This window comes from Lentilactobacillus parafarraginis DSM 18390 = JCM 14109 (assembly GCF_001435895.1).
GTDB classification, from domain to species: Bacteria; Bacillota; Bacilli; order Lactobacillales; family Lactobacillaceae; genus Lentilactobacillus; species Lentilactobacillus parafarraginis.
Window position 1 is genome coordinate 13,240 of sequence record NZ_AZFZ01000018.1, and the last position, 15,664, is coordinate 28,903.

A 15,664-nucleotide genomic window follows, 5' to 3' on the forward strand; every position below is an offset into this window, starting at 1 on the left:
TGGAAATGCGGCCGCCAAAGTGCAAATAATGGTCGATCTAATTTTGCGGGTGTATCATGAAAACGAATTCAAAGATTTAACGGATTTTAGGGGAGGTTTTAATTTATGACAAGTTTTGCAAAACGAGGCGCCGATGACCGCTTAATTTCACCAGAAAATTCAGTTTTAACGTTTATCGACTACCAGCCAACGCAGATTAACTCAATCGGATCCATGAAGCACGCTGATCTGGTTCACAATGCCGTGTTGGTGGCCAAGATTGCCAACCAATATAAGGTTCCGATTGTGCTTTCAACTGTGAACGTTCAAACGGGACGAAATCAAGACACGATCCCAGCGCTAAAGAAAGAAATTGGCGATGTCGAAACTTATGATCGGACATCAATTAATGCATGGGAAGATAAAGACTATAACGACGCCATTAAGGCGACCGGCCGTAAAAAGATTATCATGTTGGGATTATGGACCGAAGCCTGCCTCACATTCCCAACCTTAGATGCCATCGCTGAGGGGTTTGACGTTTATCCGGTTGTTGATGCCGTTGGCGGCACTTCAACCATTGCCCACAAAACCGCTTTAAGGCGGGTTGAACAGGCTGGCGCACATCTGATCACAATTCCCCAACTGATTTGTGAATTGCAGCGGGATTGGAACCGAACGGATACGGTCCCTGGATTTGTTCAGGACCTATTTGAGGATGGCGCGTTCACACCGATCCAATAGGATTGCTAATAGATCCACACATTGAGGTTGAGCAGTTTTTAGCTCAACCTTTTTATTTTTCAAACGAGCATTCCAAATGAACCTGCTTCACTCAATATCCAGGATAATTATCACTCACATCATTAAAATGACCGAAAACAAAAAATCTCGACATAAAACATCGAGATTTTTTTGACACTATCGTGATCATTTAACACGGAAGCTCAATTATTTATCCGATACGTTTTCAGACGATGCCTGGTGTTGCCGAGCAAATACCGGGCGCAGAAAGTGCAATCCCAAGCCGACAACCGCGCCAATTAATGCAGGAACAACCCAGTCCATTCCCAAGTTTACGAATGGCAGAACGCTATGCTGAAATGTGCCCAACATTTGGCCAAAGACACTCTGACTCACAACCTTTGGGAAAGCGGCAACCATATCCAGAAAAGCGGGAACCGTTGTAAAACCGACCACGAACGCGTAGACGAGCGGATCGCGATTGAATAGCGGTGAAGTTACCGACAAAAGAATCAGCACCATGGCGAATGGATACAGGAACATCAACATCGGTGTTGACCACAGGATAATTTGATCGAGGCCAAAGTTTGCGGTTAGAAAGGATGCCAGGCAAGTGAGCGCCAACCACGTATGGTAACTGACCTTTGGAAAGTGTTTGTGAAAATCTTGGGCAAATGCGGCAACCAGACCGACAGCAGTGGTGAGACAGGTAACGGTTAATAACGTTGCCAGCAAAGCATGCCCAACACCACCGAGGTAATAACTGACCAGCTGGTTAAACGCAACCCCACCATCCGCAGAAACGTGGAAGTTTGCTAACGTTGTTGCGCCTAACCAAACGAGCACGACGTAGATCAACCCAATCATCCCGGTTGCCAGAACGCCTGCCTTGGCGGTCACTTTCGCATTACTACTTGGCCGCGTTTTACCCAATTGGCGAACAGCCGTTACAACCGTTACGCCAAAAGCAAGGCCTGCCAGAGCATCCATCGTATTATAGCCCTGCAAAAAGCCGTTAAAGAATCCCGCGTGCTGATACGCTGCCGTTGCAGTCTGACTGGAAGCAGTCCCCATCGGATGGACAAAGCCCATCAAGAAAACGGAGAATAGCAGCAGCAAAAAGAGTGGGTTCAAAATTTTTCCAACTGAGCTCATCACGTTTGACTGATGATAGGAAACCAGAAACGCGGCTCCAAAGAACAGGACCGAAAATACGAACAGGCCAACATGCGCCCATGAAGCCGGGATCATTGGCTGAATGCCAACGGTAAACGGCACGGTGGCCGTCCGCGGCGTCCCAAAAAGTGGCCCAATTGTTAAGTGAATTAAGACCATAAATACTAATGCAAATACCGGTCCCAAAGGCACGCCAATGTCATAAACCCCTTCGGAGCGGGTCACCGCAACGGCCAGAACAGAAAGTAACGGTAAAAGCACGGCAGTCACCAGAAAGCCAACCGTTGCGAGCACCCAGTGAGAACCGGCGAGCTGTCCTAAATGAATGGGAAAAATCAGATTGCCGGCACCAAAAAATAGCCCAAACAACATGGAGCTCACCACAAAATATTGTTTCTTAGTTAACGGATTTGGATTTAAGTCTTGTAAGTCTTTCATTAAAGTCATTCTCCTCGATTAATTGCTTTTTTCTTCCCACCATAATCTGACTAATGTCAATCTGAGATTCCAAGACAACCACTTCCTTCTTTTGATTTTAAATTACGAAACGTTGAGACTAAAAAAGCACCCTCAACTCAGTATTCACCGAGTCAAGGGTGCTTACGCACTGTCCCACCTTAAATTCGTGAGACTATCACTAGCCCCACCTCTTCACGTACGGCCCAAAAGGACGATACGCTAACACGATAATGGGTGTCACCAATGCAGGTTACTTTTAAAAAATTCGCTACATCGCTCAAAAGGGATTTTCACACTTCTAATCCGGCTTCCTCCCACCTAACGAAGCTCGCTGACGGATGATAAAGTGTTACTCAACTTTCTCAAAGCGTTTTGTAATTTGTTAAAACTTATGTTAATCAACTAACATCAAAATGTCAACTTTCAAGCGGAATTTTTTGAGTTGATCCCCCTTCATTTCCAATTAGTCAGTGCCGTTCTGAAAAATAAGGGATTTCAAATGGTAAGCGATTTCAATTGGCCACCATTCAGCTTATAATGATGGTGAATGAAAAATTTTATGAAGGACGTGAGCATATGTCGAAGGTTTTAATTGCTGGAAGAATTCCGGAGCATGCCCTAACGATTTTGAAGGACGCCGGATTGGACATTGATGTTTATGACGACAGCCAGTCACTCATTACCAAGGATGAGCTTATCAAACGGGTTGCCGATAAGGACTTTTTGATTACGCCACTTTCAACTCAAGTTGATTCTGACGTCATCGACAACGCCCCCAACCTGAAACTAATCGCAAACTATGGTGCCGGATTTAACAATATCGACATTGATTATGCTAAATCAAAGGGCATCCCCGTTACCAATACGCCAAAGGTTTCCACAACCTCAACTTCGGAAGTCACCTGCGGCTTAATTATTGGCTTATCTCACCGCATGATGGAAGGCGATACCTTGATGCGTCACGAAGGCTTTAGTGGCTGGGCCCCACTCTTCTTCCTGGGCCATGAATTGGCTGGCAAAACCCTCGGGATTATCGGCATGGGACAAATCGGCCAGGCGGTTGCTAAACGAATGCATGCGTTTGACATGAAGATTCTCTACACTCAACGCCACCAGCTTGATTCAGAAACTGAAGATGCACTTGGCGCAACCTTCTCCACCTTTGACGATATTATCAAAAATGCGGATGTGATCACATTACATCTGCCGGCATCTCCCGCAACCCATCATCTGATTGGGGCTGAACAGTTCAAACAAATGAAGGACAGCGCAATGCTGATTAACGCCGCTCGGGGTCCAATCATTGATGAAGCGGCTCTTTACGATGCTTTGGTTAACCACGAAATTGCCGGTGCGGCCCTGGATGTTTACGAAAAGGAACCCGAAGTTGCCGACGGGTTTAAAGCATTAAAAAACGTGGTCTTAACCCCTCATATTGGAAATGCAACCGTTGAAGCGCGCGATGCAATGGCAGAAATTGTTGCTAAAAACACCGTCTCGATGGATAAGGGCAGCAAACCTAACTACGTCGTGAACGGCGTGGAATAATTCAATCACCTAAACGCGCAAAAAAGTTTCCGAAAACCGCAATTGGTTTCCGGAAACTTTTCATTTGGAAATTATTTTAATACTTTGAAACGATCAGCATCATCCATAAATTCTTTTTCACCGGCAGGTCCTTCAATCGAACCAAAATCCAACTGAGCCCGTAAATTCCAGTGAGCTGGAATGCCAAATGCTTCACGAACCTCATCATCGATAAGTGGATTGTAATGTTGTAAGTTTGCGCCAATCCCATTTTCTGCTAGCGAAGTCCAAACAGCAAACTGGGCATTGCCCTGAGCTTGTTCGGACCAGTCGGCAAAGTTGTCAGCGTAGAGGGCGAAGTCGTTTTCGAATCGGCGAACAACGTCAGTGTCTGTGTAGAACATCACTGTGCCGAAAGCTGCCTTAAACCCGTTAATTTTGTTCAAAGTCTTTTGGTATGCTTCTTCAGTTGGGACTTCTGACTTCAAACGCTTGGCAACGATATCCCAAAGCTTTTCGTGATTAGCACCAAATAAAATCACGGCCCGGGTCGTTTGGTTATTAAATGGGGTTGGGGCCCACTTAATGTTTTCCTTAATCAAACTCGCAATTTCATCGGGGGTTTGGTCAACGTTGCGGCCTAATGCGTAGATTGAGCGTCGTTTTTTGGCAAGATCCAGTAATTGTTCTTTCATAGGTAAATAAACTCCTTCGTCATGTTATTATTAAAACTCCAAAAAGGTATAGAACCATTATAACAGTTACTTTTAGTAAGTAAAGCAAATTGAGAAAAAAGTCTGTGAAACTCAAAAAAGCCAAGGGAAAGTAACCGCTCCCTTAGCTTTAATAGTAGCATAATTAAGCATCAATGTATGCTAAGTTATTCATTCAAATTACTCGATGTTTCCTTGTTCTTTCAGTAATTGGCCCAAAGATGGCTGTTTTGCCGGATCAATATGATACTGCTTTGCGTAGGCATCAACGGTATCCTGACCATATAGTTCAGTATCCAGTGGCATGAAGGCCGTTGCGACCGGATCGTCTTGCTTAATCTTCGCGTCGATCACGATTGGCTTCTTGTTGCCGGAAGCTTGAAGGTTCTTGATCTTTGCAAAAATGTCGTCAAGATCCTTAATACTCTTGGCGGTAAAGCCAATAGCGCCAAGGCCTTCACCAACTTTAGCCCAGTCAGCATCGGTTAAATCAACCCCGTAGAAGTGCTGCTTGGTTTCCATTTGTTCGTACCAGATAAATCCAAATCGGTCATTTGAAAATACGACGTTGATGACCGGCAGGCCGTATCGCGCTTCGGTAATAATGTCTTGTGAAACCATTGAGAAGCCACCATCACCGGAGAGCGACCATGCTTGGCCTTCGGGAACGCTGAGGGCCCCTGCCAGGCCACCGGGAACCCCAAAGCCCATCGTTGCAAACAGACCGGAAATCGCAAACCGCTGATTCTGATTAACCGGAACCCCGCGAACACCCCATTCGGAAACGTTGCCGGTGTCAACGGCAAAGGTGTCGTTCGGACCGGACAATTCTGCCACTTTTTTAGTGACCAACTCAGGATTCAAGCCGTCGCTGTCATCATTGGCCAACTCGTCCAGCCAAGCATCCCAGTTCTTTTTATTCGTTTGGTTAGCAGCCAACCAGCCATTATCGTCCGAACGCGTTTCCCCGGTTGCGATCACGGCTTCCAGGTAAGCCTTGGCGTCTGAAATAACTGAATAATCAACGTCAACTGTCTTGCCAATATCAAACGGATTGTTATTAACCTGAATAATCTTGACGTCCTTTGGCCAGAACTGGGCAAATGGAAATTCGGATGCCAAGAACAGAATCAAATCAGTCTGCTGAAGCGCTTCAAAAGCCGACTTAGTTCCAAGGCGGCCAAAGGTTCCGATGGCGTTAGGATGGTCCGTACTGATGACACCAGTTGCTGGAACGGTGTTAATCACCGGAATGTTAAACTGCTCAGAGAACTTGGTCAGCGTATCGCGGGCGCCCAATAAGCCCCGCCCAGCGTAGATCAAGGGGTGCTGGGCATTCTTAATTAATTCAACGGTTTCACTGACCACTTTAGGATCAATTTGTTGGGTAAAGTCATTTTTGACGGTCTTGGGTGTCTTCGACGGCTCGTAGTCAATTTCCTTAGCAGTCAAATCTTCTGGCAGGACAACAACGGCCACGCCACTTTGACGATAGGCTTCTCGAATTGCAGTATTAATCACGTATGGAATCTGTTCGGCAGTCGTAACCGTCCGATTAAACACAGAAACGTCAGCAAACATTGGATCTTCATCCATCTCTTGGAAGTAATTCGTGTTCATCACTGATTGGCCAACTTGACCAATTAATGCCAAGACTGGCACGTGATCCATTTTGGCATCGTAAAGGCCGTTGAAAAGGTGCGTTGCGCCGGGGCCGGCTGAACCAAAGGCAACCCCGATTTTGCCGGTAAACTTCGCATCAGCAGATGCCGCAATCGCGCCAACTTCTTCGTGGCGAACCTGGATATACTTAACCTTATCTCGTTCCAGATATAATCCTTCAACGGTATGATTAATGGAGCCGCCGGGAATTCCGTACACGTGATCAACGTCCCAGTCTTCCAATACCTTTACTAACGCTTGGCCTGCAATCATCTTTGTCATCAAAAAGTCTCCTTCACTGAGTAAGAATAAGCGGTTACATTCTTACTGATTAATTGTTTATAGTTAAAAGTATAGCCGCTGAACAATAAATTTCTAGCATTTACACTTACTAATAGATAGTGACTGATTGAGCAAAACCAATTTTCAATCAAAAAAGCTCACGCTAACTAAATTGATTGTTAGCGCGAGCCGACTGGAGATTTTAATGATTTGACACTTTTTCCGGTTCAATAAAGTACGTTTTCAAGAAGGCGGTAATCCGTTGGCGATAGGCCTCTGGATTATACCAAAAGCTCTCAGCATGAGTGGCATTTTTTACCACCCACAACTGCTTGGGCGCGCGAGTAGCTCGATAGTTCTCATACGCCATTGACACGGGGACATAGGTATCCCGCCCCCCGTGGATAAATAGAATTGGCAGTTGATTTTTGGCTAATTGATCAGTTGAGGAAACATCGTCGAGTGAGAAACCCAGGAAGTGCCGGTTAATACCGCTTACCAGTGGCTCAACCGGATATTCTGGCAAGTGAAATTGATGTTTTAACAGGTAGGTCAATTCTTCACGGATACTGGAATAACCGCAATCTGCAATGAGGGCCTTAACCTGTGGAGGCAGCTTTTCTCCGGAAATCATTTCAACGGTTGCGCCACCCATGCTGACACCAAACAGCAGCACATCGCTATCCTCACCAACGTAACTGATCACCCGGTTAATCCACTTCAAGTAATCTAATCGGTCCAACCAGCCAAAATTAATGTACTCGCCGGAACTTTCCCCGTGGCCCCGGTCATCGGGAACCAGCGCGTTAAAGCCCATGTCGTGAAACATTTTAACGTAATTTGCCATTGTTTCCCGATTACCTTTATAACCATGGGCAATCACCACGGTCTTGTTTGACGGCTGTTCGGCGGGAATGAAGCTGGCAACAACCTTGTTCTCGGGAGAATTTTCATTAAGCGTCCAGGTTTGCGACGGAACGTCCTTCATCCAATCGACATATCGATAATAGTCGTCCGCATACTTTTGCTTTTCTTTAGAAGTTTCAGGAACGTAATCGACGCGCTCAAACGCGTATTTAAATAAGTGATAACTTAACATGAAGCTCCCCGCGGTCACCGCCGTCAACGGCAGCAACAACGGTTTTAAAACTGATGATCTTTTCATTTCTAAACAACCTCTTAAGTGCGCTGAATGGGGTCTCTCTAGCCCGCCATCAGCTGGAATAAATATTGACTGATAGATAATAATTTGTGTGTTATTCATTATAACGGTTTAAGCGTGATTGTGGGATTATTTAAACAAACCATAACAACTTTAAAAACCGGTTTTCAAAACCACAAACGATCTTCCCAGTCATCAGTCACAGGACATGCTGGACTAATGACCGAAAAGATCGTTTTCGCGTCATTTTATTAGTATTTCTAATGAAAAGAGCCAATCTTTTATGAGATAATTATTTGAAGCTAAGTACTCGTCATTTTATAAAGCTACTTTTAGGAGATAAATTAATGAAATTTTCCGTTCTTGGTCCAGAAGGAACCTTCGCTGACGCAGCCGCAAAAGCGTATTTAAAAACCCAGCCATATACCGATGTTCAATTTGACTACCACCCCACTTTTGATCAGGTTTATCAATCTGTTTTCGGCGATAATATTGGGTTACTACCCTTGGAAAACCAGCTTGACGGTTATGTGTCCGCAACGCTTCAACGTTTGCAGGTTGCCGACGTTACGGAAATCGGCGAAATCACGGTCCCAGTTAATTTTGGACTGGTCGCAAACGCTCATCAACTAAGTGATATTAAGCGCATCTATGTTCAATTTAAAACCGAGGGGCAGTGCCAAAAACTATTGCAAAAATTGCCAACCGCTCAGATCATCACGACCTCTTCCAACATGGTCTCCGCTAGAAAGTTTCAGGACGGGCTTGCCGGGGACGCCGCGATTATTCCTCAGTCACAAATGGCCAACCAATCAGCCAAGTTGAAATTGGATAACGTGGCCGACCAGGATGATAACAATACCCGGTTTGTGATTTTCAAAAACCAACCAGCAAATTTGGAACAACTCGCAAACCTGCAATTAACAACCAACCAGTTCAAGGCACCGTTCTTCGTGACTCCAGCTATGAATGATAAACCAGGGACACTCTACGAGATTCTTGGCCATTTTGCCCGGGTAAACCTGAACTTAATTACCTTAATGTCATTACCAGCGAAAAGCCAGCTCGGTGAATATTCATTTTACATCGAAATTTCGGGAACGCGTGATCAACAGGAGGTTATCTTCACAACCCTTCGCGAAATGACGGCAATGTATAATATCCACTTACTTGGTTTTTACGCCGACTAACAACTATTAAGCGGTTTGGCGCTGAAGGTCAGCTTGCTTTTCAGCAGCCCGTTTCTTGGCTTCATTCTGCCGATGGTATTCAGCCAAATGAACCGCCTGGGTAACAAACAAGTGGGTTGCGGCCTCATAGTGATATTTCCGACCCAAATCGGCAATGTAACCATTGATGTAGTCAACTTCAGTTGGACGATCCTTGATCATGTCTTGGTACATGGATGGGTAGTGTAACGGCATATCAATCCGGGTGTTATGGTCAAGGGCGGCCATTTCTTCATCCCGGCTTGAAACCAAATGAATCCCCGCCCGGGCACAAATATCATAGGCCTCATCGATTAACTGCCGACCCATTTGATAAGCGCCCTTGAAGTTACCGAATTCGCCCATCGGAATTTCAAACATGGTGCAAATCGTATTAATAACGGAATTAAATATTACCTTGGTCATCAATGTGCCGGTGAAGTCATCGGTTAACGTTGGGTTCATTTGGGCTTTTTGAAGTTCATCAAAGAGACGGTGGCACATTTCATCCGGCTTTTCATTCAGTGGGCACATGTTCATCATGCCGGCACCCCGTTTGCCCATGAAATCAACCTCACCTGGGCCAGGAAGAACCGTCGCGATCAATGCAGTCCCACCAATGATTTTGTCATCGGCAAAGTACTTTTGGAGCTTTTCAATGTGCCCCATGCCATTCATACAGGTAAAGGCGTATTGCCGGTCGTTGAAGAAGTGCGAACACCGCTTCAAGTAGTCGGCTAACTGCATCTGCTTAACAAAGAAAATCAGCATATCAGGATCACCGTCGTAACTTTCCGGCGTTTCTAATTTGATTTTCGTTAAATGACGATCCTTATGATCCCGCATGACGTATACGCCACCTTGTTCGCGAATCTTGTCAATATGCGGTTGCCAAGTATCGATAAAGGTAACGTCATTTCCAGCCTCTTGAAGTAAAATTCCATAGCGAAGTCCCATTGCACCGGCACCAATCATTGCAAATTTCATAAATATCACTCTCCACATTCCAAATTTTTGCTACATGTCAATAATCAATAAAATTTCGATTAAAAAAGCGCCCTCGGTCTTTCTTCAAGACCAAGGGCGCTTTCACACGGTACCACCTTAATTTACAGTTTGTTCACACAAACTGTCTCATCATGTACGGCTGATTTAACTCAACGATACACTGGCACGTTAAGGTGTGCACACCGCAAATACTCATTGCTTCGCATTCACTGCTCGGAGGCTACTTTCGCTTCTCAAATCGTTATCCCTTTCCACTTAACGGGACTCCCTATCACGATTATTCGAAGTTACTCTCCTCTTCATCGCATTTTCTAATCGAAATTTTAATGTGACTATAATCTAACGCACAGAATTCTAATTGTCAACACAAATTTTGAAATTTGTTTTTAATCTACTTGTTCGTGATGTTCTCGCCAAAGTACTTCTGAGATAATTTGGCAAGCGTGCCATCTTTGCGTAACTGTTGCAGAACCTTATTAAATTTAGCTTGGAGCTTCGTATCCTTCTTGTTAAACATTGCGGAGATGTGAACCGGTTCGGCTTGGGAATCTGAAACTTGGTGATAGTCCAATCCCTTGGTCGAATTACTCTTAGCGTAAGCGTACCAAGCTTCACGAGCATTGATGGTGCCCTTTACCCGACCCTGACGAATTAATGCCAAGCTCGTGGTGAAATCTCCTGACGGTACCGTTTTCGCACCTAATTTCTTTGCGAGAGCTTCGTTATTGGTGCCAGTCCCCTCGGCCAATTTTTGGCCCTTAACATCCGCCAGCTTGTTAATCGTCTTATCGCCGGACTTAGTAATCAACGCATAGCGTGAATAAATGTATGGAGTGGAGAAGATATAGGACTTTTTCCGTTCTGGCGTTTCAGCAATGTTATTGAGAACCACGTCGTACTTGCTGCTTCCCAAGCCGGCAATTAAGCTGTCCCACTTAGTCGGAACAAAATTGGCCTTTAAGTTCATCTTCTTGGCAACCGCCTTGCTCAAATCAACTTCAAATCCGGTTAACTTGCCATCCTTACGATATGAGTATGGCGCATACGTGCCCTCCAGACCAACCGTGAGCTGCTTGGACTGTTTGAGTTCCGAAGTATAGTTTCCCTTGCTTGATGAACTATTTGAACCACAAGCCGTCAATAATAGCCCCACTGTAACGACCCCTGCGGCGAGTACTAACCGTTTAAAACCTCTAACTGTTGTCTTCATTTTTACTCCTCCAAATCTGAAAATGTCATCGCTGAAATAAAATCTAAAATTCGCTGATTGTCCGTCCCAAAGAAATCAGGTTCCGACCCATCAAACAGAATTTTACCATCTTCCACAAATATAATCTTATCGGCGACCTGCTTCGCAAATGCCAAGTTATGGGTCACAATAATCATCGACTGCTTTTCCTTGGCAATCTGCAGCAAAACTTTTAACACTTCTAATTCCAACTCAGGATCCAACGCACTAGTCGGTTCATCAAGGAAAATGTACTCAGGATGCATCGCTAGGGATCTGGCAATCGCAACTCGTTGCGCCTGACCGCCGGAAAGCTGAGCTGGATACACATCGGCCTTTTCAGCAAGCCCCACCTTGGCTAGAAGTTCAGCCGCTTCTTTTTTAGCAGTCGCCCGATCCTTATGAAGGACATAGATCGGCCCCTCCATCACATTTTTAATAACTGATAAATGCGGAAATAGATTGTATCCCTGAAACACCATCTCGGTTTGCCGACGGATATTAAGAATCGTTGAACTGGAAACCGGCTTTGAAAGATCAATATCCAAATCATCGAAGTGATAATGACCGGATTCTGGTTTCTCAAGAAAATTTAATGATCGCAGCAACGTTGATTTACCCGAACCCGATGGGCCGACAATCACAGTTGTCTTATTTTCTGGAAAGGTTGTTGAAATATGGTCAAGTGCTTGGTGGTTTCCGAAAGTTTTCGTTAGGTTTTCGATTTTTAACATGGCTTCCTCCTATTCAGCACTTGTTGTAACATAACGGGATGTGACCTTTTCCAAGTATCCCTGCAGCCAGGTTAATACCGTACAGAAAATGGCGTAATAGACGGCAACCAAGCTGTACATGACCAGTGGTTGATAGTTTTGCGCGGCAATTTGCTGACTCACTTCAAACATTTCAACAATCGTAATCGAAGCCGCCAGCGAAGTATCCTTAACCAAGCTAATAAAGCTGTTGGCTAATGGCGGCAGTGAAATGCGAATTGCTTGTGGTAAAATAATGCGGCGCAACACAACCGTTTTGGTCATCCCAATTGAATAAGCCGCTTCCCACTGGCCCTCCGGGATCGACAAGATCGATGCCCGAATGGTTTCTGAACAATAGGCCCCGGTGTTCAGTGAGAAGGTAATAATTCCGGCAATTACCGGGTTTAACTGAATCCCGTTCGGAAAGATCCCCTGAATTTTCAGGTATGGCAGTCCAAAATAGACGATAAATAACTGGACCAGCAAGGGCGTACTTCGAAATAGCCAAACATAGAAGCGAAAGATTGCTTTTAATATATAGAAGAAACCTTTTTTAGATGATAGCCGAACCAAGGCCGTGATCAGTGCGATTACCAACCCGATAATGAATGAAATGATGGCGATTGGAATCGTATATTTAAACCCCGCCGCCAATAGTTGAGGCGTTGAGCTTTGAATAATGTGCCACATAGAATTGAAACCTCCTTTATGTATCGATAAATGACTGCTAACAACATTTTGATCGTTGTCATTTGGGCTAATCCGTAACTAGTATAGTAGCATAAAAAAGACGTACCCTTACACTTAATGCGTAAAGGGACGACTCTATTAGCCGCGTTACCACCCTATTTTGTATCAACGTTGCCATTGACACCTTAAGACACGATCATGTCCGGAATGGTATCGTGATTCCCACGTATCGCGAGCTTGCACCCTTGATAAATTGCTCCGAGCTCATCTTCAAGCAAGGCCCCAGTCATCTTTTCACTTACCGATGATCTCTGTCTCAACAGGCATTACTTTACTCTTCTCATCAACGCACTTTCTTTATACACAGAGAGATACTAACAGTTTTATAGTGGCGGTGTCAAGATTCGACAGACACTTTGTGTATTTTTTACAAATCCAAATCTAAGTACCGAATATCCGGGCGTGGCTTAAACCCCTGATGCTCCCAGAAGTGCTGGCCATCTTCATTCCCCACGACAACGAAGAGGCCAACCTTTTCAATCCCTTGCTGCCTAAATCCTTGAGTGACCTTGCTGATCAATTGTGACGAGATATGACGTCCTTGATGGTCTTTAGCAACGGCAACATGGTACAAATACCCCTTCCGACCATCAGTGCCACCCAGTGCAGTCCCAACCACCTGATCACCTTCAACTGCCGCAAAGCAGAGATCAGGATTCCGATTAATAATTTTGGCGATGCCTTTTTCAGAATTGTCCAGGGACCGCAAATTCATCCCCGGGACACTTTCCCATAGGGCATAGGCGCCCTCGTAATCGGAAACCAGCATTTTTCTAACGCGAACCATCCTTCGTCACTCCTCATTTTTAATTTCATGATCACTGGGACGCCCCTCGATGATGGCCAATGTGTCATCCAGTGACTGCTTGACCATATTTTTAACTGCCGTATTGGTAAAGAAGCCGATATGGGGCGTCAATAACACGTTTGGTAATTTCTTAAGGGCGTTGTAATGCGGCACCGGGGTCTGATGATCGAATCGTAAATTAAAAATTTCCGTTTCATTTTCAACAACGTCCAGCGCGGCGCCAGCAATTTGTTTTCCGTGAAGCGCCGCTAATAATGCATTCGTGTTCACGACCGGCCCGCGCGAGTCGTTAATAAGAAACGCTCCGGGTTTCATTAGGTCAAATTGTGCTTCGCCAAGCAAATGGTAGTTCTGCTTGGCATAGTAGACGTGACTCGTCACAATATCAGATTGCTTTAAGAGGTTTTCCTTAGACGTGTAGGTCAAAATGCCCCGCATATCAGCCCGGGGCGCACGAATATCGTTTCCCAAAACAGTGGCGCCTAACGCATGAAAAATTTTAGCGACCGTCCCGCCAATCCGACCAACGCCAATTATCCCAATCGTTAATGATGATAATTCCCGTGATCGTAAACCATTCACCACATAATTATTGTCAGCGATCCGTTGGTTGAATTGGGGAATATGGCGGATCAGCTGCATCGCTTGGGCCAATACCAGCTCGGCAACTGCTGGCGGGGAATAGGATGGCACATTGGTCACCCGAAGGCCATTCTGAAACGCCCACTGTAAATTAACCGAATCAATTCCAGCTGAACGACAAGCTAGCTGCTGAATGCCAAATTGATGCAGCTTTTGATACAATTCCGGCTTTTCACTCAGGATACTTCGCTGCTTGTAATCAATCCCGTCATACCCTTGGGCTTGATCAACCGTATCATCGTGTAACTCGGCCGTTACACTATCTACTTGAACATGGTGTTCGGCCGCCCACTCATCAATAAATTGTTGCTCATCATCACGGACGTGGTAGGCCAAAATTTTTGTCATTAATGGGTCACTCCCTTTCAATTTCAACAAACTGGTGACTGACAAACGCTTGAAGTCGGCTAACTGCGAGGTCTAAATTCGCCATACTCGTTGCGTAACTCATTCGAAAATAATTTGAATGACCGCCCGTGAATGCTTCGCCAGGAACGACTGCCACCCCGGCCTTAGTTGCCAATTCTTCAACGAAGGCCATTGCGTTTCCTTTGAAAAATTTTGGCACGTGAACGTAGACGTAAAAAGCGCCTTGGGGTGGCACAAAGTCAAAACCAATTTCTGTTAACGCCCGCGTCAAAAAATCACGTCGTTTTTGGTAAACGGCCTTCATATGCCAACTGTCAGGGGCGCCAAATAAAAATGCTTCCGTTGCCGCGTCCATATTCGGCGTTCCCACTGTCGCCACCGCCGCTTGGTGGACCTTCGCCAGCTGCCTGATAATCCCGGGATCGCCACACAAATAACCAATTCGCCACCCCGTCATCGCGTATGATTTTGAAACGCTATTCACTAACAACGTTTGTTCGGGAAGGTAGCGGGCAATCGAGACATGTTCTCCGGAATATGCCAGTTCGCTGTATACCTCATCACTTAAAACAGCAACCGGATAATGTCGCAAGACGTTTGCGAGTTCGCGAACCTCATTTTCAGAGTACGTGACACCGGTGGGGTTATTTGGATAGTTCAGCACAACCAGCTTAAGATGTTGACCATACTTTTCAAGAGTGGCTTTTAGCACCTTGGGGGTTAACTTGAAGCTTGTTTTCGAAACATCAACGGTTACCGGTACCGCGCCGTTTAACGCCGTGAGCGTTTTATACAAACTAAACGCCGGTTCGGCGATCAAAACCCGATCACCTTTCTCCACAATGCCATTAAAGACGGTACTGATCGCTTCACTCGCGCCGTTTGTCACCACAATCTGAGTGTTTGGATCGTAGTCCAACCCAAATCGGCTGGCAAGATAACTGCTGATGGCGGCCAAAAGATCTGCCGTCCCCCGATTCGGCGCGTAGTGGGTGTGGTTATTCAAAATGCTTCGCACCGCGGCCAACTTAATATGATCCGGAGTCGGAAAGTCGGGTTCGCCGATTGTCAGATTAACGATATTCGGAATCTGACTAAATCGATTGTTTATCCGACGAATCATTGACGGGGTTATTGTTTGAAGATCTGCTTTTACTAATGAAGAAATATCAATCATTCAACCGCCCCACTT

The 15,664-nt window shown here is 45.3% G+C and carries 14 protein-coding genes and 1 other annotated feature; of the genes, 3 read left to right on the forward strand and 11 right to left on the reverse strand.

The genetic code is table 11. The annotated features are described in order from the left end of the window. The first annotated feature begins 105 nt into the window (after positions 1–105). Positions 106–723: an isochorismatase family protein gene (locus FD47_RS05990; RefSeq protein WP_008211076.1), complete on the forward strand. Its 618-nt coding sequence runs from the start codon at positions 106–108 to the stop codon at positions 721–723. A gap of 207 nt (positions 724–930) precedes the next feature. Here the strand turns inward: FD47_RS05990 and brnQ are convergent, their stop codons facing one another. Beyond that, positions 931–2,337, reverse strand: coding sequence for a branched-chain amino acid transport system II carrier protein (gene brnQ, locus FD47_RS05995; RefSeq protein WP_056980224.1), 1,407 nt, complete (start codon positions 2,335–2,337; stop codon positions 931–933). A gap of 597 nt (positions 2,338–2,934) precedes the next feature. Between brnQ and FD47_RS06000 the strand changes: the two genes are divergently transcribed. Then, entirely contained in the window at positions 2,935–3,906 is a 972-nt protein-coding gene (locus FD47_RS06000) for a 2-hydroxyacid dehydrogenase family protein (RefSeq protein WP_054733870.1), read from the forward strand. A gap of 71 nt (positions 3,907–3,977) precedes the next feature. Here the strand turns inward: FD47_RS06000 and FD47_RS06005 are convergent, their stop codons facing one another. The 3 genes from FD47_RS06005 to FD47_RS06015 form a co-directional block, all read right to left on the reverse strand. Further along, a complete protein-coding gene (locus FD47_RS06005) occupies positions 3,978–4,580 on the reverse strand; it encodes a nitroreductase family protein (RefSeq protein ID WP_040537549.1) in 603 nt (200 codons plus the stop codon). A gap of 198 nt (positions 4,581–4,778) precedes the next feature. Next, positions 4,779–6,542 carry a pyruvate oxidase gene (gene spxB / locus FD47_RS06010; RefSeq protein WP_054733874.1) on the reverse strand — a complete coding sequence of 588 codons (1,764 nt, stop codon included), beginning with the start codon at positions 6,540–6,542 and terminating at the stop codon, positions 4,779–4,781. A 202-nt stretch (positions 6,543–6,744) separates the two neighbouring features. Further along, positions 6,745–7,707, reverse strand: coding sequence for an alpha/beta hydrolase (locus FD47_RS06015; protein ID WP_054733877.1), 963 nt, complete (start codon positions 7,705–7,707; stop codon positions 6,745–6,747). Positions 7,708–8,051: 344 nt separating this feature from the next. Here FD47_RS06015 and FD47_RS06020 point away from each other — a divergent pair, with 344 nt between their 5' ends. After that, positions 8,052–8,894 carry a prephenate dehydratase gene (locus tag FD47_RS06020; RefSeq protein ID WP_054733879.1) on the forward strand — a complete coding sequence of 281 codons (843 nt, stop codon included), beginning with the start codon at positions 8,052–8,054 and terminating at the stop codon, positions 8,892–8,894. 6 nt (positions 8,895–8,900) lie between these two features. Here the strand turns inward: FD47_RS06020 and FD47_RS06025 are convergent, their stop codons facing one another. From FD47_RS06025 to FD47_RS06055, 7 genes are all read right to left on the reverse strand, one after another. After that, complete coding sequence (locus FD47_RS06025) at positions 8,901–9,899, reverse strand: ketopantoate reductase family protein (RefSeq protein ID WP_040537547.1); 999 nt, start codon at positions 9,897–9,899, stop codon at positions 8,901–8,903. Positions 9,900–9,988: 89 nt separating this feature from the next. Further along, positions 9,989–10,232 (reverse strand) — a binding site (T-box leader). A 79-nt stretch (positions 10,233–10,311) separates the two neighbouring features. Beyond that, complete coding sequence (locus FD47_RS06030; RefSeq protein ID WP_054733881.1) at positions 10,312–11,130, reverse strand: transporter substrate-binding domain-containing protein; 819 nt, start codon at positions 11,128–11,130, stop codon at positions 10,312–10,314. A gap of 2 nt (positions 11,131–11,132) precedes the next feature. After that, a complete protein-coding gene (locus FD47_RS06035) occupies positions 11,133–11,882 on the reverse strand; it encodes an amino acid ABC transporter ATP-binding protein (protein WP_054733884.1) in 750 nt (249 codons plus the stop codon). 9 nt (positions 11,883–11,891) lie between these two features. Continuing rightward, positions 11,892–12,593: an amino acid ABC transporter permease gene (locus FD47_RS06040; protein ID WP_008211053.1), complete on the reverse strand. Its 702-nt coding sequence runs from the start codon at positions 12,591–12,593 to the stop codon at positions 11,892–11,894. 427 nt (positions 12,594–13,020) lie between these two features. Beyond that, entirely contained in the window at positions 13,021–13,440 is a 420-nt protein-coding gene (locus tag FD47_RS06045; protein WP_054733886.1) for a GNAT family N-acetyltransferase, read from the reverse strand. Between the two features lie 6 nt (positions 13,441–13,446). Next, on the reverse strand, positions 13,447–14,451 hold the full coding sequence (locus FD47_RS06050) for a D-2-hydroxyacid dehydrogenase (RefSeq protein WP_054733889.1): 1,005 nt from the start codon (positions 14,449–14,451) through the stop codon (positions 13,447–13,449). 7 nt (positions 14,452–14,458) lie between these two features. Further along, entirely contained in the window at positions 14,459–15,649 is a 1,191-nt protein-coding gene (locus FD47_RS06055; protein ID WP_054733891.1) for a pyridoxal phosphate-dependent aminotransferase, read from the reverse strand. Between the last annotated feature and the right edge of the window lie 15 nt (positions 15,650–15,664).